The organism is Bacillus sp. FSL W8-0223 (genome assembly GCF_038006805.1).
GTDB lineage: Bacteria > Bacillota > Bacilli > Bacillales > DSM-4216 > Bacillus_O > Bacillus_O smithii.
Window position 1 is genome coordinate 199,156 of sequence record NZ_JBBOVX010000001.1, and the last position, 22,335, is coordinate 221,490.

The following is a 22,335-nucleotide window of genomic DNA, read 5'->3' on the forward strand; positions in this document are numbered from 1 at the left end:
GAACTATAGGGTGTAAGTCCCGAACCCCGAAGACAGAAGTAGAGGTTAGCCAAGAGCAAGGGTGTCCGTGGTGACGCGGAATCTGAAGGAAGCTGGAGGCAAAACACCGGTCCGAGGAACACGAACCTCATATAAGGCTAGGTATGATTGAGTGAGTTTGCATAACAAAACAAAGCTCTTTCTGTCGAAGGTCATATCGAGTAAATGAGGCGGATAGATGGTGTGAAAGTGCATGTACTTACCCGGGGAGGTCTGGCGGATATGTGAAGTACTCTTCATAACCTACTTAGTGATAAGTAGCTGAACCGTCAGAAGTCAGCAGAGGTCATAGTATTAGTTGGTCTAGAACAACTAAGAAGGACCGAACAATTAAGAGAGAATAGCCCTTGGTATTCAGTGAGTCATGATGAACACAGAAAACGTAGTACCTCACTTGAGGGAGGAAGCGGTGAATCCCGTGGGAGACCTCTTGGAGGGTGGAGTGACCACTGGCATAAAGAGAACAGCTATTCACGGAAGTTATAAAGACTTGCGTCAATTATCTTAATTGAACCGCCGTATACGGAACCGTACGTACGGTGGTGTGAGAGGACGGGAGTTAATCGCTCCCTCCTACTCGATTTCGAAAGGAAGAGATCACATGACCAAAAAAATAAAAAGTGCGGAACTTGTCAGTGAATTTGTAGAGGCATTCAGATGCCCACTCTGTAAAAGTTCGATGAAGGTTGTTGATTTTAAAAGCTTAATATGCTCTAAAAACCATACTTTTGATTTCTCAAAACAAGGATATGTAAATTTGATGACTCATCCCTCGAAGAGTCATTACAAGAGAGAATTGTTTAAAGCCAGACACAAGATCATTATCGAAAGTCATTTATATACTCCCATGCATGAAATGATTTCGAAAGTGATAACGGAATATATGGATGTTTCTGTTAAACCTTTTATGATTGTAGATTTAGGCTGCGGAGAAGGTTCTCATTTACAAAGGATTTTGGACGAATGTAAGGTTCCGGCAATGACTGGTGTGGGTCTTGATATTTCAAAGGAAGGCATTGCCATGGCTGCTAAGAGGTACGAAAACCAAATTTGGCTAGTAGGAGACTTGGCTAAATCACCATTGGAAGATCAATCGTTTCATGTGATTTTGAATATCTTATCTCCTTCCAACTACAAGGAATTCAAGAGGATTTTAGTGGAAGATGGGCTAGTCATTAAGGTTGTTCCTCGACCTAATTATCTAAAGGAGCTACGAGAAGCATTCTATGATCACAAGGAAAAAAGGGTCTATAAAAATGATCAAACAGTATCCCTTTTTAAAAAACATCTCCGACTACTGGATGTTTTCCATTTATGTTATTCAAAGAACCTTAATGAAACGGAACTAAAAAATTTGGTTCAAATGACCCCTCTTGCTTGGTCTGCGGATAAAGCACGTATTGATGCGTTTATTCATCGGGACTCCGCTCGGATCACAGTTGATCTAGATATTTTAGTTGGTATGAATAAAGGCTTGAAAAGAAAGTTATCATCGCACAATCGAATGGGGGGCAGTGAATAATGGAAAAAGTATATATTGAATTAAAAAATATCGAAGTCTCCTTTTTAGGCAAATTAGTATTAGATATCCCGCGATTAGCAGTACACCAATTTGATCGTATCGGGATTGTTGGAAAAAATGGGGCTGGAAAGAGTACGTTATTGAAACTTTTGGACGGTCAAATTACACCAGATAAAGGCCAAGTAAATCGCTTTGCGGATTTTGCTTATTTCGATCAACTGTCAAGACCGATTGAAAAAGAAATAGATTTTGATCTTCTAGGAAAGCTCTCTATACCTCAGACAGAAGTTGAAAATTTAAGCGGCGGTGAACAAACACGTTTGAAGTTAGCGGGAATTTTCTCCACCTACCATGAAGGGTTATTGATTGATGAGCCGACAACACACTTAGATGAGGCCGGTGTACAGTTTTTCATCGATGAGCTGCGCTATTATTACGGTGCGCTTGTTCTTGTTAGCCATGATCGTCATGTGTTAGATGAACTCGTTACAAAAATTTGGGAAGTCGAAGACGGGCGTGTAACGGAATATACAGGGAATTATTCCGACTACTCAGCACAAAAAGAACTCGCTCGTAATAGACAGCTTAAGGATTACGAAAAATACGTGAAAGAAAAAACACGTCTTTTAAAAGCGGCGGAAGAAAAGATGACCAAGGCCGAAAAAGTGACCAAGGCCAATAATCGTATGTCAAAAAAGGAAACGAAAGCAAAGGCAAATAAAATGTTTATGACGAAATCAAAAGATACAAGCCAAAAGGCGATCCAACGTGCAGCAAAAGCGATTGAGCAGCGAGTGGAGCAACTCGAAGCAGTGGAGGCGCCAAAAAAGGAACAAGCACTTTATTTTCCTCAGCCAACGGCTCTCAAGCTACACAATAAGTTTCCGATTATGGCAGACCGATTAACGCTAAAGGCAGGAAATAAAATCCTGCTCAAAGAAGCTAGTTTCCAATTCCCATTAGGCAGCACCATCGTGATTACAGGAAAAAATGGTTCAGGGAAAACAACACTCCTTCGCCATATCATCCAACAAGGAGAAGGGATTATCGTATCTCCTAAAGCTGTCATCGGATCGTATGAACAAATGGGTTATGAATTTGAGAAAGATGAAACTGTACTTGCATTTATGAAAGAACGGAGCGACTATGATGAAAGCAAGATCCGTGCTGTCCTACACGCAATGAATTTTACTGGAAATGATTTGAGAAAAAATGTCCGCCATTTAAGTGGTGGAGAAGCGATCCGTTTAGTATTGTGTCAATTGTTTTTGGGAAGATACAATGTGCTGGTTTTAGACGAGCCGACCAATTTTTTGGATGTTTTCTGTATTGAAGCGTTAGAACGCTTTTTAAAAGGATATGAAGGTACTGTCCTACTTGTATCACACGATCACATGTTTATTCAACGTGTAGCAGATCATATATATGTCATTGAAAACCAACAACTAAAATTAAGAAACTAAGTTAGACCTCATTTGCGGGTAAAATAATAGTTTCATTGTGGATGCCGGCCAGAGTTTTTTTCGTGCATAAAGGACAAATTTTATATATCATTTATCTTTTCTTGCGTTATTGAAAAAAGTCGTTTGTCTTTTGGCAAACGACTTTGTGTAGAAGCTGTATTCTTTTCTCCGTTCAGAAAAGCAGCAGGTAAGCAATCTCAAAATGAATTGGCCCATATTAAGAGGGTTCGAGCCATTTCTTAATCAAAAGGTTAATCGTTGTATAAAATCACTTTCATCGCTTTTTCTTTGGCTGCATTGCCAAATACATCATATGCTTGGATGATTTGATCCAGAGGAAAGCGATGGGTGACTAACTGCTGCGGCGAGATCTTCCCTGATTCCACTGTCTTTAACAACATCGGTGTTGTACTTGTACTGACCAGTCCGGTTGAGATCTTCACATTTCGAATCCACAATTGTTCTAGGTGCAATTCGACAGGCTTGCCGTGTACACCGACATTGGCTAGACGTCCGCCCGGCTTTAGGATTTGCTGACAGATGTCGAAGGTTACCGGAAACCCAACGGCTTCAATCGCCACGTCAACACCTTTTCCATCCGTTAATTCCATCACCTGTTCAACCGCATTTTTCGTAGAGCTGTTCACTGTCTTAGTGGCACCGAACTTTTTAGACATCTCTAGGCGATTATCGTCAAGGTCGATCATGATGATCTCCGCCGGTGAATAAAGTTGTGCCGTTAAGAGTGCCGACATTCCAATCGGTCCTGCGCCGACAATCGCAATGACATCACCCGGCTGAACTTCACCGTTGATCACCCCGATTTCCAGACTCGTCGGTAAAATGTCGCTCAACATGACAAGTGCTTCTTCATCGGTTCCCGGAGGAATATGATACATGCTTGTATCGGCATAAGGGATCCGAACGTATTCTGCCTGGGTTCCGTCGATTAAGTGCCCAAAATCCACCCACCGTTTTCACAGTGGGCATACATCGCTTTTTTGCAATAATCGCATCTTCCACAGGAAGTGACACAAGAAATCAGCACTTTGTCTCCGGGTTTGAAATTGTTGACACCCGTGCCGACTTCTTCTACTATTCCAATTCCTTCGTGTCCCAGTGTTCGGCCGTCCGTTACCGCCGGTACATCTCCGCCTAAGATATGCAAATCCGTGCCGCAAATCGTCGTTTTGGTGATTTTTACAATGGCATCAGTCGGATTCTGAATCGTCGGCTTGTCTTTCTCTTCCCATTCGATTTTTTTCGGTCCATGGAATACAAGTGCTTTCATCATTATACCTCCTATGGTTTCGTTCGCGAAGTTCCCCTCGGTTACCAAATGAAAGGTCGTACCGTCAGGGTTTAACCAGGTTAGGCGTTACTAAAGTGGTTAGGCGTTACTAAAGTGGATTATCGTCCTGTTAGTATTTTCCCCTTGAGATCATTAAATTATTCTGCTCTATAGGAGGCGTGAGGGAGAGTTGGAATGGAAATTATTGAGAGTATGGGTACATAGCGAAAAATGCTAGATTCAATCAAAAATATTTATTCTAGTATAATAGAAGAAAAGTTATTGGAGAGATCAATATGAAAATAACCAAACAAAACGCTGAACATTACATATGGGGTGACCATTGTGATGGATGGCATTTAGTGAAAAGTCCAAATTTAAGCGTGATTCAAGAACGTATGTTGCCCAATACTTCGGAGGTCAGACATTATCATCAATATGCACGCCAATTTTTCTTTGTATTAAAAGGTACAGCAACTATTGAGATAGATGGTCAAAAGATTATTTTACATTCACAAGAAGGGATTGAGGTGCCTCCTTTGACTCCGCATCAAATGATGAATGAATCAAATGAAGAAGTTGAGTTTTTGGTTGTATCTCAACCTCATAGTCATGGCGACAGAATATTAGTAGATGAAATCTAATGTTTCCAGAAAAGTAAGCAGCTAATGAAAGCACGGGTGAAAAGAGGGAAAATGCTTTTTTATCCGTGTTTATTTTTTGGTTCTATTGCGAAGGATTGCGGGCTTAAATGAATAAGGAGAAAAGGTGCTAAGAATAAAGAGGAAAAATAAAATCGAGGGGAGAATTATTTTCGTGCATTTACACCCGATTGAATAAACTGTGAACATATGAATGATCATTCTTCCATGTTTGAAAGGGAACGAAATAGATGAAAAAACAATATGTAATGATTTTATGCATATCTTTTGGCGTGTTCGCTTCTGTCATGAGCAGTACGATGCTGTCCATAGCTTTTCCAGATATCGTGGCTAGCTTTCATATCTCCTATTCTTCCTTGCAAATTCGGAATATTTTGTTTTTCGCTGTTTTCGCGACGGGTCTTCCTTTATTTGGCCATTTGGCTGATCGAGTTTCTCCCAAATTGTTGATGAGCATGGGGCTGCTGTTATTTTGTCTATCCAGTTTTTTAAGCGGATTCCTTCATCATTGGTACTTATTCTTGGCATTTCAGTCCTTTCAGGCTGTCGCAGATTCTATGATCGTTCCAGCTCAAGTGGTTCTGATCCGTAAATTGTTTCCTCAAGATAAAACGGGCTGGGCTTTTGGCTGGTTTTCGGGGACACTTTCGGCTGCTACTCTTGTAGGACCCGCTTTGGGCGGATTCATTGTACGTTATTTTCATTGGGAAACCATATTTTATTTATTATCGCTCATTTCCTTTCTATCTTTTCTTTTCGTAAGATGGGTTGTTTCAGAAGTTCAAGGTTCTGATGAAAAGGCAACATTGCCTTATTTAAGCACGATGAGTTTGTTAGGGTTTATTCTATCGGTGCAAGTTTTATTTCTACATACCCGTCTTATGACCAAAATGATAGCGTTTGTTATCGTATTTTGTAGTTTAGGATTGCTCATTTTTTCTGAAAAACGTAAACAGCAAGGGAAAGCCATATTCCCAACGAGCGCATGGAAAAATTGGATGTTTATCCATTCATTGTTTCGAGTTTTTTTATTGTATATGGTGAGTAATGCTGTATTACTGTATGTTCCAAGTTTCATGAGAGATGTCCATCATATGGAGCCGCAAATAGTAGGGTTTATTCTATTAATGGATTCCATCATTGGCGTATTTTTTGCTGGATTGGCTGGAAAATTAGCGGATAAAGCCCCGCACCGAACTTTATTAATCGGAATGATGATTTCGATCATGGGGGTCTTTCTATTAAGTGTAAGCGGAATAATTCGTCTTCCTGCTATTTTCATGTTCGGGATCATCTATTTATTATTGGGAATGGGTGGGACGGTTTCGATGCCTGCTTTAAATGCGATTGCGCTGCTTTCCGTACCCGAAAAGGAAACAGGCAGCTATATGGGAGTTTTCCAAATGATTCAGTTTGGAACAGGAGCTTTTGCAGCAGGGCTATTTTCCACTTTAGTCGAAGCAGTTCATAATACGGGGGAAATCTCTGTAAGTGGATTTACAAAAATGACTGTTATTTGTCTCGTTTTCTATTTGATTGCGCTTTTGACTCTTCTATGGGATAAAAAGCTGTTAAAAGAAAAAAAGAATGAAATCACGGCTCTGAAGCTCTAACAGTGTTCTGAAAAGTCAATTTTTGTTGCCAGTACACCAATTACCTTTTTTGTCATTGAAAATGTGGAAGCAACTGACTAATTCAAAAGTAGTTTTAATAGTGCGGGGGAATCATTATGGTGTTTGTTTGCCGAAAACATGTATACGAAGGATCAAAACTGCTTCGTATTTTCCATGTACAAAAATAAATGGTTACTGCAAGATTGCTGCGAAAAAAATAATTTTTACCGAAAAGCGATTATTTATCATCTATGTTTTGAGATAATGACATAGATCTACCTTTGAATGGTCATAAAAGAAGCGCGCCCTCTCCACATTCTTATAAATGGGAGAGGGCTTTCCCTTTTGTTTCATATTGAAAAAAAATAGTATCAAACGTCAATCGATGGTATTGGAATCAGCCGAAAGCTTTGTCGTCTTTTGCTTCGATCATCATGCAAAGAGAAGAAAATCGCTTCATTTTCCATAAACAAACTGCAATCAAACTAGTTCTTATTTAGAGACCGGAATCGGACAAAAGCAATCAATCCATTCGGTTAATAATTTTTGCAATTCATTCACACCGATGAGGAGGTCTGATTCTTCTTGATCGTTAGGGAAGAGTTGCAAAAAATAGCCGTAATCCGTATTGAATAATACTTCTTTATAATCGTCGCCGGGATACACACAAACTACTTCTTTGACGATATTGAATTTTATTTCTCCTTTGTCATCGGTATATTTAATTCCTCTATAATCATCCATTTGCTCCATCGTGGAGGTGGAACCATATTCTTGGAAGATATTGTATAATGGACGGTATTTGACTTCAAGAACAAATGAAGATTGGAAGATCTTTTGATGATCTTGCATTTTATATAAATCAACTTTAATATCAGGCTTTTTTCGGAATTTTGTACTGAAAAAATGCTTGTTTTTCTCAATGGCTAATCGTGAATTATATTCCAGTTCCTCGTTATAAATGACTTCAATCAAACAACGGCGTTCCTCGTTTTCGAGAGTAATCTTTGTTCCGTCATCTAATCCGTCTTTATATAATGACAGCTTTAATTGCTCCTTTAAATCATAATCAGCGGGAAAATGAAAATTTAAATATTGCAGACTTTCAATGACAACAAAGTAAACAAAATACTCATACAACAAATACGTAGGTTTATAGGCTGGGATGATCCATTCCTCTGTGTGAGCTGGATTTGACTGTTGTTTTAATTGTTGCATGATATGATCAAATAACAAGTAACTTTTTTTATGAATTTTTGTTTTTCTTTTTACTTGGTGGTGGCAAATCGATTTCCAAAACGAATGCTCTAAAACGGCTTGTAATCGATTACTCGATTTTTTCACCCTTTCCATCAAGTTTAATAACTGTTTTTCCTCGATCCGATATTGTTGCAACTTTCTTTCCAGCCGATGATAGGTGTTTTCGATTTTTTTCTTATGTGAATAGGTGATCGTGTTTCGATTCGAAATGCTATTTATTTCTGTTTTTATTTGGTTTAAATCTTGTAATGTGTTCTCTATTTTTTGTTTTTGTTTGGATAAATAAGGATTCAATTCGTTTTTCCCTTCTGTTAACCGTTTTAGTAATTCATGTATTTTCGTTTTTACCATTCGATTATTGTCCGTATCCACAGATGTGATATATTTACGGTTTAAATATTTAGACTGTTTGAAAAGAAAGCCTTTGGAACTATTTTGCCATTTAATGCTGGTTGAATCGAGATGTTTAGGGATATTCTCGACCACGTAATCATAGATGATGGTTGATTCGCTTTCCTTTTGAATGCTGTCAAGGGAGGCAAATAATTTTTTCTCCGCTTTCTCATACCATTTATAAAAAGAAACAAAATGACTCTTGTCAAAGATCGATTGCTCTCCTAATCCATGATTAAAATTCATTATATCTTCAGTAATCCCTTGGATTTTTTCATTTAATAAATTGTGAATTTTTTTTAACTGGATTTTCGTGACATTTTTTGGTGTGATCGAAAAAGCACCATAATAGCTTTGTGAATGATAGCGAATTTCAAAAATGTAAGTTCCACACCGCCATGGATAAACGATATTTGCGTTTTCTTGATATAACACTTTTTGGTTGTTTAGATTATTTAAAATGAAAACATCATAAAAATCTTTTTCGTCTTCTCCGAATATTTTGTTCCAAATGACTTCTATTTCGATATCATTTTCTTCACTATTTAACACCACTGCTAACTTTTTATATTCCTCAATTTCATATACATAGTTCATAACATTTTTGATGTCTGAAATTAAATGGCCGATCGGCTGCTTGCGATTTCCTATTTCTAAGTGCAGATGAAACGGTAAGCGAAGTTTTTTATCTATTACCATACAATTATTGAACGTATCCATATAGCATCAACTCTTTAGCTTTCTGTTTAATAAACTTAATTGAATTGGTGAATTTCGATACTTTTTGTCCGGTTTCTGATATTAAGATTTTAACTAATGCTCCTTCTTCATACTGATTTTCATCTACATATGTTCCTACAAGCGGACCTACAAACGTTTCAATTCCCTTGATTTTCGATAAAATTCGTTGGACAATTTGAAAATCGAAAGCTTCCTCTCTTGATATCATGGCTTCTCCCTCTTCGTTAACGGGGACATTGGCAATAAACCTTGCTATTCCGTTGACCGTTCTAAACGAAACTCCTTTCTGTTTGTCATAGGTTTGAAGCAATTCATGAATTTGATCAAGCAAAGTTAATTCATCCGTTGATAATAGATTTAACAAATCGTCATCTATGCTGGAATTTTTCAAAAACGCTTTATGAATCACGTTTAAAGGTTCAACTTCTTTTACTTTTTGATATTTTTTATAGTCATTTTTTATTCCGATAAAGCTTCTTTTTCTCGGATAAATGACGTTTGCTCGATCTAATAGACGGTCTGAAAAATCTGTGGTCGTTTCATCAAAATTAACCGTTCCAACAAAAATAATGTTGTTATGAATTTTGATTTTGGATTTGTAATGGCCATTAATACAACGATCTTGATCACTAAAGAGTGTTAAATACCTTTCTTCCTCATTTAATTCTAATAGGGATATAAAAGGACTAAACCAGTGTTCGACTTGTGATAAGTTCATTTCATCAAATATCACCATATGAATGCGATCCGGATGTTTTTCTGCTTCTAATAATAAACTGACTAGCCCAGTTTCACTTTCATGATAAACACCTGTTGAAGGATTTAAAAAACCTAGTACGTCATTTGGTTCTTTATATGACGGAGAAACAGGAATGATCAACATTCTTTTTCCAAGCTCAAGACCTAACGTTTCTCCATAAATTTTGGCTAGCTGCGTTTTTCCTGTCCCGGACATTCCGCCAATAATCGTTAGCATGTTTGTTTTTACACTGACATGGAAGGAGATCATATCTTTTTCATCGTAAAACAATCGATATTGGTTTTGAGCTTTTTCAATAAACCGCTGCAAAAATTCATATTCTTCTTTATTAAACGTACGCTTTACATTTTGGTCTGTAAAATGATCTTCAATTTCCTGTTCAATTCCTTCTTCCGGTTCGGAATATGAAAATTGCTCAATTAAGCTTATCCCTTCTTTATAGACTTTATCTTGTAAATTCGACAATTCCTTGTTTTCGATAAAATATAAATCATTGTCAATTCTAGCGTGAACGATTTCTGCAAATTCATCTTCTATTTCAATAAAACGGACATCCACTCCATCTTTTTGTGAATACGTTGTCGGATTGTTCGATTTATTGAATGATACTTGATATAAAGTACCTTCATAATAAATAAACTTAGGAGAATCGAAGATATTCGGATAAGAATTCAGTGTGATTGGATACCCTTTTTTCACCAATTTCATTTCTAAATCTTTTTTCGTTTCTTCCACCTTTAATTGCGGACCAGGGATTAACGCATACTTGCTTTGTGGCTCGATATTTTCCACTTTCACAATATCTACATAAACAAACTCCGGCTTAGGATCCAGCTTAAATACAAGGAGCTTTCCTTCCAATAACTCTCTGACTTTCTCAAGCCTTTCATAAAACATAAGATGATCGTAGTCGATCAACTCGTTAAATAATTTTCTATTTTGCCTGCTGCGAGTATTCCCTGTTAAAATTTTGTTTTGAAACGAAAAATGTTTTGAAACTTCTTCAGGGATAGGTGATAAACATTTAATATAAAATTGGATATCTTCATTATATTCATCTTTATATTTCAATGCTTCATCCAGCAATGTTCCTGCTATTTCGCTCTCTGAAACCAATCGTCCGACAAAATATGCATCCTTTAATTTTCGTTCAACTTCTGGATTCATTCTAGTTAACAACCTCATAGCGCAATTCCCCTTCTAAATATGAAATGATTGAACGGATAATGTTTTGTGTTCCTTGGCTTACCAATCGATATTGGATTTTATGATGCTCTTTTAAAAGCTTTTCAATTTTAAATATATCCTTCGTTGAAATACCGTCTGTTACGATAAATACAAGTTCTTTTTCGATCATTTTTAACTGTTCTGAAAAATGATCGATTGAAGAAAAGTAGCAAACGCGTTCTTTCCCAATCAGCGTTTCTATAATTTCATCGTTTTTTGACAAAAACACTTTAATGTCTTCTCTGATTAATTGAAAAGGTTGGACTCTATTGTTTGATTCTTCTTGAATGGAATACATTTTCTCCATTTGTTTATGCAATTGTTCAATTTCTTTTTTATACTGATGCTCAGAAATTTCTTTTTCTTTTATGATTTTTTGCAGCACCAGTTCTTTGTTTGTCACTTCTTTTGCGAGTTGTTCACGTTCTGTCTTCATAGCCTTCATTTCATTTTTTATCATTGTTAGTTGTTTGTTTAACCTTTCATTCATATCTTTTAATTGCTGAATTTTGTTATCTTGTAATTTCATTGAGCGTTCATTGCGGTCCAATTCCTCCTCCCATTTTTCGATCAGTTTTTGAATGAATAAAATGCATATATGTAAATAACTCAACTTTCGCACACAGAAATATTTAAGCATTGCTTGATATAATTAGGTATAGTGGCCAACCATTTATTCATTTGATTTTTAAAGATGTCCATGTTCAAAGAAACCTCGGCTTCCGCCAAAGTTTGGAAAAGGTCAATAAGTGATTGAAGGGCAGTAATAAAATCTATGTCTTTTACATCTTCGCAAAGGATGTAAAAAAGGTTGCCAATCGTCTTAGGATCCTCCTCTTTTCGCATTTGCCAAGCAATGAGAATATATCGTGTAAAAACAATGGTTGTATGGCTAATTAACATGTCGTAGGAACGTCCCTGGAATTCTTTCTCTAAATTTAAAAGGGATTTATTGCATTTGAAGAAGACTTCAATGTCCCAACGCATGCCGTAAATACGAATGATCTCTTCATTTTCTAATGTTGTATCTGTGCTGAGAATGGCAAGCCATTCGCTCCGTTTATTACGGTTTCGTACAAATAGAATTTTTACTGGAATTCCATTGTCTAAAGTAGCATAAACGGATCCGCGAATGTCTTTTTTACCCATGTGAGGTTTTGCCAATTTGTAAAGTTGATTCAGTGTGAAACGTTCACCATTGTAAACGTATCGCTGCTTTAATTGCTTCACCAAGCCAATGACAAATAACCCTTTGTTCGTAATCTTCTCAATTAAAGGCGCTTGTGTAAACCAGGAATCCATGAGAACATAGTCAGCTATAATCCCTTTTTCAAGCGCATGATCAAGTAAAGCTGAAGCCACGTCCGGTTTTGATTTCAGAGCTTCCTGGCGACGCTTATAGCCAGATGTTCGTTTATCAATATCGGTATTGATTTCTTGCAGGCGATTTTCCTTTTTCGGTGAACTTAGAAGAGCAAAATCAACGGGAATAAAAGTAAAACTATCGGTCCAGCCAAGGGTAAGCATTTGAAACCCTTTCAAGTACTGATGGGTAGAGTGATCAAAAACCTTAGCCAACAGTTCAACCGACTTACTACGGTTTCTTGAAAAGACAGAATCATCAATCACAAAAGCTGTGACACGATCTTTTGAAGTTAATGGTTGAAGCAGACGGATCATTTCACTGCTTAATGAAAGCAGAAACTTTCTCCAATGATAGGTTGGTGTATTTAAAAAGCGATAGACTGTATCCTTTCCGGGCAGATCCTGAGATCGTTTACTCATAAAAGCACGAAACCAGTTCTTATATTGGAAGACTAAAAGAAAAATCAGTTTGAAAACAGTAAGACAAGAATACCCGGAAAGTTTCGTAATATTCGCTTTTCTTAAATGATATCCAATATTTAATTCGGAAAATCCTTGTTTAATTTCTTTTGGTAATTGCGCAAAGTAGTCTTTATTCGTTATCATAGTGGTGACACCTTTCTTTTGGATTTGGTTTCGTCACCAATATTTTACCAAAAGAATAGGTGTCTTTCTTTATGTTTTAAAAAATGTCAAATGATAATTTTGTACTTCCAAAACCCATTTACATCAAGCATTTAAACAAGATTTTGGACTGCGAAAGCTGAGTAAATAACTTTCTTGATTTAACTGATCAATATCTATACCGTGAAATGTATCTTTCTCCATTTCTTTTAATACTTTAAAAAATGGATAAACGACTGATTTCGTATCGCTACCATCTAAAAAAACTTGCTCTATATTCGGGAAAATTGTGGAAAGCCTTTCCTCCAAATCATTCATGGAAAGAGCAGCAAGAGCTTTTAACTCTTTTTTTATATCTTTTTCCCCTAACAAAGCTTCAGCTAAATTACTCTTTTCTGATAGACTTTTTATGATTGTATCCTTTTCATTTTTATACAGAGCAGGGAAATAATAAGTAAGTAATATTAGTTTGATAGGGGGCTCGATTTCCTTGTCATTTTCCAATTTATATAGAAATTCTTCTTGCGGAAGCCCGCTATATTCATTTTCTGTGGCTTCGATCACACTTGTGAATAATATTTTGGCATTATTTACTTTTTGCAACTTTTTTTTTAAATGGTTTCTTAGTACTACTTCAGGGATTGTTTTGACTTTGCTGCTAGAAAAACCGGGAACCTTTAATTTTACCATTTTTGTCGTTTCTAATAAAATTTTTTTTGACATTAACTCGATCACTTGTTCAACAAAAGAGCTCTCATACATTTCCTTTGGAAGTTGTTTCATTGTATTCGCCCCTTCATATCCTTTGTATAAAGATTTCAATACCTTCAATATCTGCTTTTTTGACAATAATTATCAAGTTTCTCATAAATTCATCTAATACCTCCATTTTTTACATATGATTATAGCATTTTTAAGCGTTCACCATCCAAAGTTTGTCGAAAACCTTGTCATGGTATAACCCATTTTAGCTAGAAATGACATTTCCTTCCAACGAGAAATTTAAAAGCAAGAAAACCGTTTTATGGAATGTAGTAAAAGGGCTCTTTGCGCTATAATAAGAAAAATTCATTAGTTTAAATTCTTTGTATAATGATTGTGGCCATAAGCTTTTTTTATTTGAAATGTTCACGCTTTTAGGTGTATCCATTTTTTTGAAAAAACGAAACTGAATGTCCAAGAGTTAGGGACGAAAAAAACTGGCATTCGTAACGTATTTTGCAACGTCGAATCAGAGCATTATTTGAAATAGAGAAAAGGAGTGAGATTCCATGAACTTTCAAGATCAAGTGGTGGTTGTAACGGGAGCGGGGAGCGGAATTGGCAAATCCGTCGCAGAACAATATGCGAAAAAAGGGGCAAAAGTGGTCATCGCTGAGCTGAATGTAGAGACAGGAAATGAAGTTGCCAGACAAATCAAAACGCAAGGCGGAGAAGCGGTTTCTATTCAAATCGATGTGCGTGAACCGAATGATATTATCCACTTATTTCAGAAAACCAATGAAATGTACGGTAAGGTGAATATTTTAATTAATAATGCCGGAGTTTCTCGATGGAAAGATCCGCTAGAGCTGACAGTGGAAGAGTGGGAAGATATCATCCATACGAATTTGAGGAGTGTCTTTCTCTGTTCACGTGAAGCGGCAAAATATATGAAAAAGAATGAAAATGGCGGTGCGATTGTGAATATGGCTTCGACTCGCGCCTTTATGTCGGAGCCTCACTCAGAAGCTTATGCGGCGACGAAAGGTGGAATCGTTGCATTATCTCATGCGTTGGCTGTTTCATTTAGCCCTTATCATATTCGTGTCAATTCCATAAGTCCGGGTTGGATTGAAACGAAAAATTACGAGAGTTTGAACGAAATCGATCACTCTCAACATCCTGCGGGGCGAGTGGGCCGACCTATTGACATTGCGAAAGGCTGTTTTTATTTAACCGATCCTGAGAATGACTTTATTACTGGACAAAACATTGTTATAGACGGTGGCATGACGATCAAAATGATCTATGAAGAATAAAGTTTGAGTTTTGGAATATAGTTGTGATGGACACGGCAATAGAATATGGAGAGGAGGGCGCCCCGAAAGTGGAAAGATGGGGCACCCTCTTCATTTTTAGATCAATTATTTTGCAGAATGATTGGCCTTTACGAGATAAGCACAAACCCGCATTTTATCCGCCCTCACAGTTTCTTTTGTCCAATCAAACTGTAAAATATTCACTTTTATAACTTCAATCGGGTAAAATGAAACCATTTTCCAGTATATTCGTAGAAACACAAGAAGAGAAAGGAGAATGGAAATGGGATCAATCATATTGTTATCCATTATCATTGCTTTTGGTACAGCGGTGCTTGTTGTACCGATGACGGGGGGAAATAAAAAAGGAAAGGCATACATAACGGGGAAAGGGAAGTTCTTTATAAGCATCGTCGCGGTTGTTTTTATCGTGGCCGTTATCGTGTATTATGTGACGAACATCGACCGCAACTGGACGGCTTTATGGCCGTTGTTCATGATAACGACTTTATTCGGGTTTTTCTTGGCGGATGGGAAAGAACGGCTCATCAAAGGGGTTCTTTTTTTAGGAAGTTTAATCGTGGCTGTCTATATGCTTTCAGCGCCATTATGGAATGCGAATGAAAAATATAAAGTTGCCAAAATGGATCAAAAAGTAGATATAGAACCGTTTGATGAAAAAGAGAAGCCAGCCAGTGTTCCGCCTAAATTTGCGCGGAATAAAATGAAAAAAGCGTTTGGGCAAGTTCCGAATGCGAGCTATTATGAGCTGGGAAATTTGCAAATTCAAAAAGTAAAGGGCGAATATGTATATATCGCACCGGTAGAGTTTTCTGGTTTTTTTAAATGGTGGAAAGGGAAGGTGACCCCCGGCTACTTTATGATGAGCGCGACCAATGCAGACGATAATCCGAAATTTGTGAAAAGAGAAATGGCGTATACACCATCTTCTTTCTTTCAAAAAAATGTAGAACGGCATATGCGCTTAAAATACCCGACGAAAATTTTTTATGGCGACCCGCAGTTAGAAATTGACGATGAGGGAAAACCTTATTACATTCGTACGTACGGGCATTTTATCTCGGCACGGAATGGTTTTCAAACAACAGGAGTCGTTGTCGTCGATCCGGCAACGGGTGCTACAAAATCCTATTCTTTGAAGAAAGTGCCGGCTTTTATAGATGGCGCAGTATCTCCTGAGGCTGTCAGTTTGCAAAATCGTTATTTTGGTAAATACGTTCATGGTTTTTGGAACAGTATTTTCGGAAAAAGAGATGTCAAATTACCAACTGATGAAGGAACCGAAGCCAATGTAAGTCCTGTTTTTGATGATCATGGAAATATGTACTACTTTACCGATTTCACAAGTCCTAAAAAAGATGTTGACTCCATGCTCGGCTATTCATTGACCAATGGCAGAACGGGAAAAGCGACGTATTATACAGGGAACTTACAGGAATCGTATATGGATTCACAAGGAGATTTGCAAATTATCGAGAAAAAATTTATTGAGAAAAAATGGAAAGGTTCGATGCCGATTCTTTATAATTTTTACGGTGAAGCAAGTTGGTTAACACCTGTGCTAGATTCGAACGGCTTTTTGCAAAAATATTTCATCGTCTCTGCTGCTAACCCTGAAGTATCTGTATACGCAGACACACCAAATGAAGCACTAAAAATGTACAAAACGGCTCTTCAACGCAGCGACAGCACCGTAAACGGCAGTTCAAAAGCAGATGCTAAAACCGTTGCTGGCACGGTTGTGCGTGTATTTAAAGAAAGAGTGGGTGATTATACGAACGTATCATTCTTATTGAACAATAAAGAAAATTTTGTTGTCAGCTCAGAACTCGTACCGCTCGCTATTTACTTGCAGCCGGGAGATCGAGTAAATGTGAAATATTTAAATACAGGAGAACTATTTTTGCCAGTAAAAGAGATGACGATTAAAGGTCTCGAAAAATAAGGAAAAGTGTTTTTGTTCTTTGAGAGATAGAGATACAACTTGCCGCTTCCTTTTGATAGATTAGATGTTTGTGGGGTTCAAACAGATCAAGTCTGAAATCGAGGGAGCGGCAAGTTTTTATTTATGTTAGTGGTGATGCTTAAACTACTTTCGCTTTAGAGATTCGTCGGCATATGGAAGTGGGTTTTTAACAGGGAAATCACTTAGAAAGTGGAATAAGTAGAAAGAAGTTTTTTGCTCGATTTATTATTGGAAATTTCGGAAAATATAAAATCTTTCTATTGATAAATAAATTGTTTCATGATATATTTCAATATAAATCTACTAATCCTAGAAAAGCGGATACTCGATACAAAAATCTCCAAGTGACCGCTTGTGAGTCATTTGTATTGCCTGTATTGCGCTTTAAGGAGAAGGATCCAATGCATTATGATTCTGATACCATTTACATTATCGGGGATGCTAAGGCACCTCTAAATAACCCCATTACGAAACATTTTAATCAATATTTTATAGGATTAGTGGTAGATCGTACGAGTGGAAAAATTGTGGATGTAGAATGTTCCGCTACCATTCGATTAACCGTGCAGTTCCTTAAATCTATTTTTGTCGGAAGAAATATAGAAGATCCTGTATTAATACAAGAAATTAGTCAACGTTATTTTGGTTCCTCACAAAAGGCGCTTATCGTTGCTTTTCAAGATGCGCAGAAAAAATATAAGCAAATTGTAGCTGCTTTGTCTACATAAACCTAGACAAAATCCAGCCTGACGAAAAGTTGGGCTGGTTTTTATTTTGTTAAGGAGGCGAAATGGGTGATCAAAGACGGCTTTATGTATTTAAGTGTGTTGGTTGCATTTGCGGCTCTTATGGTTGGTATTGAAAGAAGATTCAAAGGGAATCGTATTTTGAAATTTATTCCGGGAATTGTACTGATTTATATTGGAGCAGCACTCATGCAAACGTTTGGCGTCTTTGCTAATAATGAGTCGATTGATGGAGTCTACAATCAAGTCAAAGGGGCATTATTGCCCGCGATGCTTATGCTCATGCTGTTAAAATGTGATATTCGAAGTATAGCAAAATTAGGCCCTAGAATGTTAGGAGGTTTCGTCGTTGCCGTTATCAGTATTTTTTTAGGTTTCGTCATCGTATATGCACTCTTTAAGCCATTTTATGTGGCTGATACTTGGAAAGCATTTGGTGCTTTGTCGGGTAGTTGGACGGGTGGTTCAGCCAATATGGTGGCCCTTCAAGGAATTCTCAATGTTCCTGAAAATATTTTTGGATATGCATTAATGATGGATACGATTAATTATGCGGTGTGGGTGATGTTTATGTTTTGGCTTGTTCCATTTGCTGATTCTTTTAACAGATGGACAAAGGCTGATGTGAGTTTTATTCAAAAAGGTTTTAATGAAGTCGCTGCTACTGACGAAAAAGACGCGCAAGGAACGCAATTTCATCATTTATTGTACTTATTAGGAATTGGCTTGCTTGTTTCTGCTTTGTCCACTTATTTAGGCAATCTCTTGCCGGAAGTGGGAGCGGTGATCAACGCTACGAGCTGGACCATTATGATTGCTTCTGTTGTTGGCCTCATTTTAGCTGTCACTCCTGTTGCCAAAATACCTGGAATTTTGGATGTATCGAATGTGATGCTTTATATAGTTGTGGCATTGATCGCATCACGTTCCGATTTTTCAAACTTAACACAAGCTCCAATTTATATCATTTCAGGATTTTTCATTATGTTGATCCATCTTATAATCATGCTTTTATTAGGTAAATTATTTAAATATGACTTATTTACTTTAGGAGTCGCTAGCTTAGCCAATATTGGGGGGATGGCTTCTGCCCCGATGCTAGCCGCGGCATACAATCGAGCGTTAATTCCTATAGGGGTGATTATGGCTTTATTGGGTGCTTTTATAGGAACGTATTTTGGAATGTTGGTAGCGAAAGTTTTGGCCATGATCTAATGGAACCATCAGGCATATAGAAAGGAAGAGATTTTGTGCGGATTGATAGTTTGAAGATTAGTCGCGAAAAGACCAGATTGCACACCCCTTTTAAAACCGCTTTAAGAACAGCTGTTGAGATAGATTGTATTCAGGTGGAAATTACGCTCCATAACGGAATAAAGGGGAGAGGGGAAGCATCTCCGACATATGTGATTACGGGTGATTCTACTGAAAGCATTGAAGCTGCTTTAAATGGCCCTATTCGTGAGGCGCTCATTGGATTGGATATTTTCCATTTTCAGGAGGCGCTAAAACGAATACAAGCATGCTGCGTTGGAAATACAAGCGCAAAAGCGGCAGCCGATATAGCTTTATTTGATGCTTATTGCAAATTATGGAATATACCATTGTTTTCGTTCCTTGGTGATCAAAAGCCTATTCAGACGTGTATGACCATCGGTGTTGATGAACCAGAGGCCATGGCAGCAACCGCGTTGGAGAAGGTGAAAGAAGGATTCCGTATTTTAAAATTGAAAGTCGGAGAAGATCCAAAGCTGGATATGGCAAGAATCAAAGCCATTATAAAGACTGTTTCAGATGATATTAAGTTAAGATTAGACGCCAATCAAGGATGGACGCCAAAACAGGCAGTAAAGCTTATTCGCGAATTACAACAAGAAGACTTTCCTATCGAATTTATCGAACAACCCGTAAAGGCGCAGGATTTAGAAGGACTAAAGTTTGTAACGGAGCGGGTAGATATTCCGATTATGGCGGATGAAAGTGTTTTTTCTGCAAGAGATGCTCTAAAAATTGTATCCGGCCATTATGCAGATTTATTGAACATAAAATTAATGAAATGCGGTGGGATCAGTGAGGCGATCAAAATAGCCAGTATGGCCGAAGCAGCAGGAGTAGCCTGTATGATTGGAAGTATGATAGAGTCGCCTCAATCAGTAGGAGCAGCAGCTCATTTAGCGGCTGCTCATCCAAATATTCAATATTTTGATTTGGATGCTCCGCTTTGGTTATCCACGGAACCTCAATATTTAATATACGAGGGGGAAAATATTACATTACCAAATAAACCTGGCATTGGAACCGTTTCCTAGTGAAAAGGGGGAGGAGAAATGAAAAGAGCCGTGATTTATTTGGTCATTTTATTTGTATTAGCGGTTGGATTTAGTCAAACTGTACAGGCGAAAGAAAAAGACCCGGTTGTTGGAAATTCTGCCTATATTGATGTGTCAGTCGCCACCTTATGGACGGCGCCCAATATTTTACGGCCAGTTGATTTACCTTCTGCCACTAATCCTGTTGACATGCGAAAATGGACATCTTCTATGACTTTAGAGGAGCAGCTGCAATTATCAGATGATGGTATGCTGGAGACCCAAGCTTTGTACGGAAATAAAGTGACGATTCTTGAAAGAAACGGAGACTGGGTGAAAGTGGCTGTCGAGGGACAACCAACCCCTCGAAATGAACTTGGATATCCGGGATGGATGTCTGTTCATCAATTGACTTATAACAAGAAATTTGCAAGAAGTGAACAAAAACCGTTTGTGATGGTAGAATCGCCAACGACCTTTCTCTATCAAAATGCTTCCTTGAAAAAGAAAGGAATGGAAATTAGTTTTAATACAAGATTGCCTTATGTCACGGAAACAAAGAAAGCCTTTAAAGTTCTGCAGCCTAATGGAAAATATGCATGGATTTCTAAGTCGGATAGTCATTTTTATCAATCTGAAAAAGCCATACCAAAGCCTACGGGTGAAGAGTTAGTGAATACAGGGAAGAAATTTCTTGGCCTCCATTATTTATGGGCAGGCATGAGTGGGTTTGGATTTGATTGTTCAGGATTTACTTTTACCATTTATCAATCTCATGGCATTACAATACCTAGAGATTCAAGCGTACAAGCACAATATGGTCAATCAGTGCCATTAAACGAATTACAACCGGGTGATTTGCTATTCTTCGCATACGATGAGGGGAAAGGGAAAGTTCATCATGTGGCGATGTATGCCGGAAATGGTATGATGATTCATTCTCCCAATTCTAAAAAGAACGTAGAAATAATTCCTGTCCATACACCAGGTTATTATGACGAATTGTCTGGAGCAAAAAGATATATTCCGGAGCCATAAAAACCGTTCAAAATTTAGAATGGAAGTGTTGAATGGAGTAAAAAAGCTTCCATTCTTTTTTTATGATTTTATCTTTTTGTAAATGATGGCATAATAGCCATTCAATTTATTTTATCAATTGGTTTACATTGGAAAAAGATTCATAAACGGAAAAACAAATCATGGTGGAGTATTGAAGTTTTGGTTGACTCTCCCGTTGCGTGATACTTTATATTGAGTAGCAAGGAGGCAAGTCGATGGGAATGAAAGTGAAAGAAGTAGCGGATTTAGTGGGGATTAGTGTTCGTACGCTGCATTATTATGATGAAATCGGATTATTAGTTCCAGAGGAGACAACCGAATCAGGATATCGCTTGTACTCGGATGAAAATCTTGAAACACTGCAGCAAATTTTATTTTTTAAAGAACTAGGATTTCCATTAAAAAAAATTAAGGACATCATTTATAATCCTTCTTTTGATCGGCAAGAAGCGTTGGAGCTGCAACGACAAATGTTGATGGAGAAACGAGAGCGGCTTGATCAAATGATCGCCACAATTGAGAAAACGATTAAACATATGAAAGGAGAAATACAAATGTCCAACAAAGAAAAATTTGAAGGATTTGACTTTCGTCATCATCCATACGAAGAGGAAGCGCGGAAACGTTGGGGCGATGAAGCGGTGGATAGAGCGAATGCGAAAGTGCGGAACATGACTAAAGAAGAACAAAAAGCGTTGTCGCAAGAAATGGAATCGATTTATCAAAAACTTGCGGCTCTCCGTCATCAGTCGCCAGAATCCGAAGAAGCACAAGCGGCCATTAAAGAATGGCATGATTTTTTGAACAACCACTTCAATCAATATTATACACTTGATGTATTTAAAGGATTAGGTCAGCTGTATGTCGAGGATGAACGATTCACGAAAAATATTGATCAGTATGGTGAAGGCCTTGCGGAATTTATGCGTGATGCCATGCGCATTTTTGCAGATAAGAACAAAAAATAATGGGTGATTCTGTTTGAACCCGTCTACTAATATTAGATTTCATAATGGTGTGCATTACTTATCATGTCTTCAAAGCCGATTTGTTATAAACCAAAAAAATTGAGAAAAAGGATATCGTTCATTTGGGAATTCAATGGGTTTATCCTTTAATTTCACAAAACCAGATGATAAGCAAAAGGCAAGAATATTTCTGGGTAAAGAATGAGAAAAGTGGGTGTATGATAATCATTTTGGAAGGCCCATTCCATTACCGCAGAAAATATTCTTAAAAAGAATGGCTTTGCA

General features: G+C 37.5%; 16 protein-coding genes and 1 pseudogene. 11 read left to right on the forward strand and 6 right to left on the reverse strand.

The annotated features are described in order from the left end of the window. Window positions 1–640: 640 nt before the first annotated feature. Both NST81_RS01045 and NST81_RS01050 read left to right on the forward strand, forming a co-directional pair. Entirely contained in the window at window positions 641–1,561 is a 921-nt protein-coding gene (locus tag NST81_RS01045) for a putative RNA methyltransferase (RefSeq protein ID WP_048622411.1), read from the forward strand. Then, window positions 1,561–3,024 (forward strand): Msr family ABC-F type ribosomal protection protein, encoded by a 1,464-nt coding sequence (locus NST81_RS01050; protein WP_048622412.1) that lies wholly within the window; start codon window positions 1,561–1,563, stop codon window positions 3,022–3,024. Before NST81_RS01045 ends, NST81_RS01050 begins: the two co-directional genes overlap by 1 nt. 251 nt (window positions 3,025–3,275) lie before the next feature. Here the strand turns inward: NST81_RS01050 and NST81_RS01055 are convergent. Next, window positions 3,276–4,315 (reverse strand): annotated as a pseudogene (locus tag NST81_RS01055) (zinc-dependent alcohol dehydrogenase family protein). A 296-nt stretch (window positions 4,316–4,611) separates the two neighbouring features. Here NST81_RS01055 and NST81_RS01060 point away from each other — a divergent pair. Then, a complete protein-coding gene (locus tag NST81_RS01060) occupies window positions 4,612–4,959 on the forward strand; it encodes a cupin domain-containing protein (protein ID WP_048622413.1) in 348 nt (115 codons plus the stop codon). A gap of 248 nt (window positions 4,960–5,207) precedes the next feature. Next, on the forward strand, window positions 5,208–6,590 hold the full coding sequence (locus NST81_RS01065) for an MFS transporter (protein WP_048622414.1): 1,383 nt from the start codon (window positions 5,208–5,210) through the stop codon (window positions 6,588–6,590). A gap of 492 nt (window positions 6,591–7,082) precedes the next feature. Here NST81_RS01065 and NST81_RS01070 read toward each other — a convergent pair whose 3' ends face one another. From NST81_RS01070 to NST81_RS01090, 5 genes are all read right to left on the reverse strand, one after another. Further along, window positions 7,083–8,963, reverse strand: a complete 1,881-nt coding sequence (locus NST81_RS01070; protein WP_048622415.1) for a hypothetical protein — start codon at window positions 8,961–8,963, stop codon at window positions 7,083–7,085. Next, a complete protein-coding gene (locus NST81_RS01075; RefSeq protein ID WP_048622416.1) occupies window positions 8,947–10,929 on the reverse strand; it encodes a hypothetical protein in 1,983 nt (660 codons plus the stop codon). The genes NST81_RS01070 and NST81_RS01075 overlap by 17 nt, the downstream gene beginning before the upstream one ends. After that, entirely contained in the window at window positions 10,913–11,521 is a 609-nt protein-coding gene (locus tag NST81_RS01080; protein WP_341027774.1) for a hypothetical protein, read from the reverse strand. Before NST81_RS01080 ends, NST81_RS01075 begins: the two co-directional genes overlap by 17 nt. A gap of 59 nt (window positions 11,522–11,580) precedes the next feature. Continuing rightward, entirely contained in the window at window positions 11,581–12,942 is a 1,362-nt protein-coding gene (locus tag NST81_RS01085; protein ID WP_341027776.1) for an IS4 family transposase, read from the reverse strand. Window positions 12,943–13,065: 123 nt separating this feature from the next. Further along, a complete protein-coding gene (locus NST81_RS01090; protein ID WP_341027778.1) occupies window positions 13,066–13,743 on the reverse strand; it encodes a hypothetical protein in 678 nt (225 codons plus the stop codon). A gap of 488 nt (window positions 13,744–14,231) precedes the next feature. Between NST81_RS01090 and NST81_RS01095 the strand changes: the two genes are divergently transcribed. From NST81_RS01095 to NST81_RS01125, 7 genes are all read left to right on the forward strand, one after another. After that, complete coding sequence (locus NST81_RS01095) at window positions 14,232–14,981, forward strand: SDR family NAD(P)-dependent oxidoreductase (protein ID WP_341027780.1); 750 nt, start codon at window positions 14,232–14,234, stop codon at window positions 14,979–14,981. Between the two features lie 283 nt (window positions 14,982–15,264). After that, window positions 15,265–16,947 (forward strand): hypothetical protein, encoded by a 1,683-nt coding sequence (locus NST81_RS01100; RefSeq protein WP_341027783.1) that lies wholly within the window; start codon window positions 15,265–15,267, stop codon window positions 16,945–16,947. A gap of 422 nt (window positions 16,948–17,369) precedes the next feature. Continuing rightward, entirely contained in the window at window positions 17,370–17,696 is a 327-nt protein-coding gene (locus tag NST81_RS01105) for a DUF3870 domain-containing protein (protein WP_341027786.1), read from the forward strand. Window positions 17,697–17,762: 66 nt separating this feature from the next. Continuing rightward, complete coding sequence (locus NST81_RS01110) at window positions 17,763–18,929, forward strand: DUF819 family protein (protein ID WP_048622422.1); 1,167 nt, start codon at window positions 17,763–17,765, stop codon at window positions 18,927–18,929. Window positions 18,930–18,964: 35 nt separating this feature from the next. Next, window positions 18,965–20,023 carry a dipeptide epimerase gene (locus NST81_RS01115; RefSeq protein WP_048622423.1) on the forward strand — a complete coding sequence of 353 codons (1,059 nt, stop codon included), beginning with the start codon at window positions 18,965–18,967 and terminating at the stop codon, window positions 20,021–20,023. A gap of 18 nt (window positions 20,024–20,041) precedes the next feature. After that, window positions 20,042–21,061, forward strand: coding sequence for a C40 family peptidase (locus NST81_RS01120; RefSeq protein ID WP_341027789.1), 1,020 nt, complete (start codon window positions 20,042–20,044; stop codon window positions 21,059–21,061). Between the two features lie 236 nt (window positions 21,062–21,297). Next, complete coding sequence (locus NST81_RS01125; protein WP_048622425.1) at window positions 21,298–22,050, forward strand: MerR family transcriptional regulator; 753 nt, start codon at window positions 21,298–21,300, stop codon at window positions 22,048–22,050. Window positions 22,051–22,335: the final 285 nt, after the last annotated feature.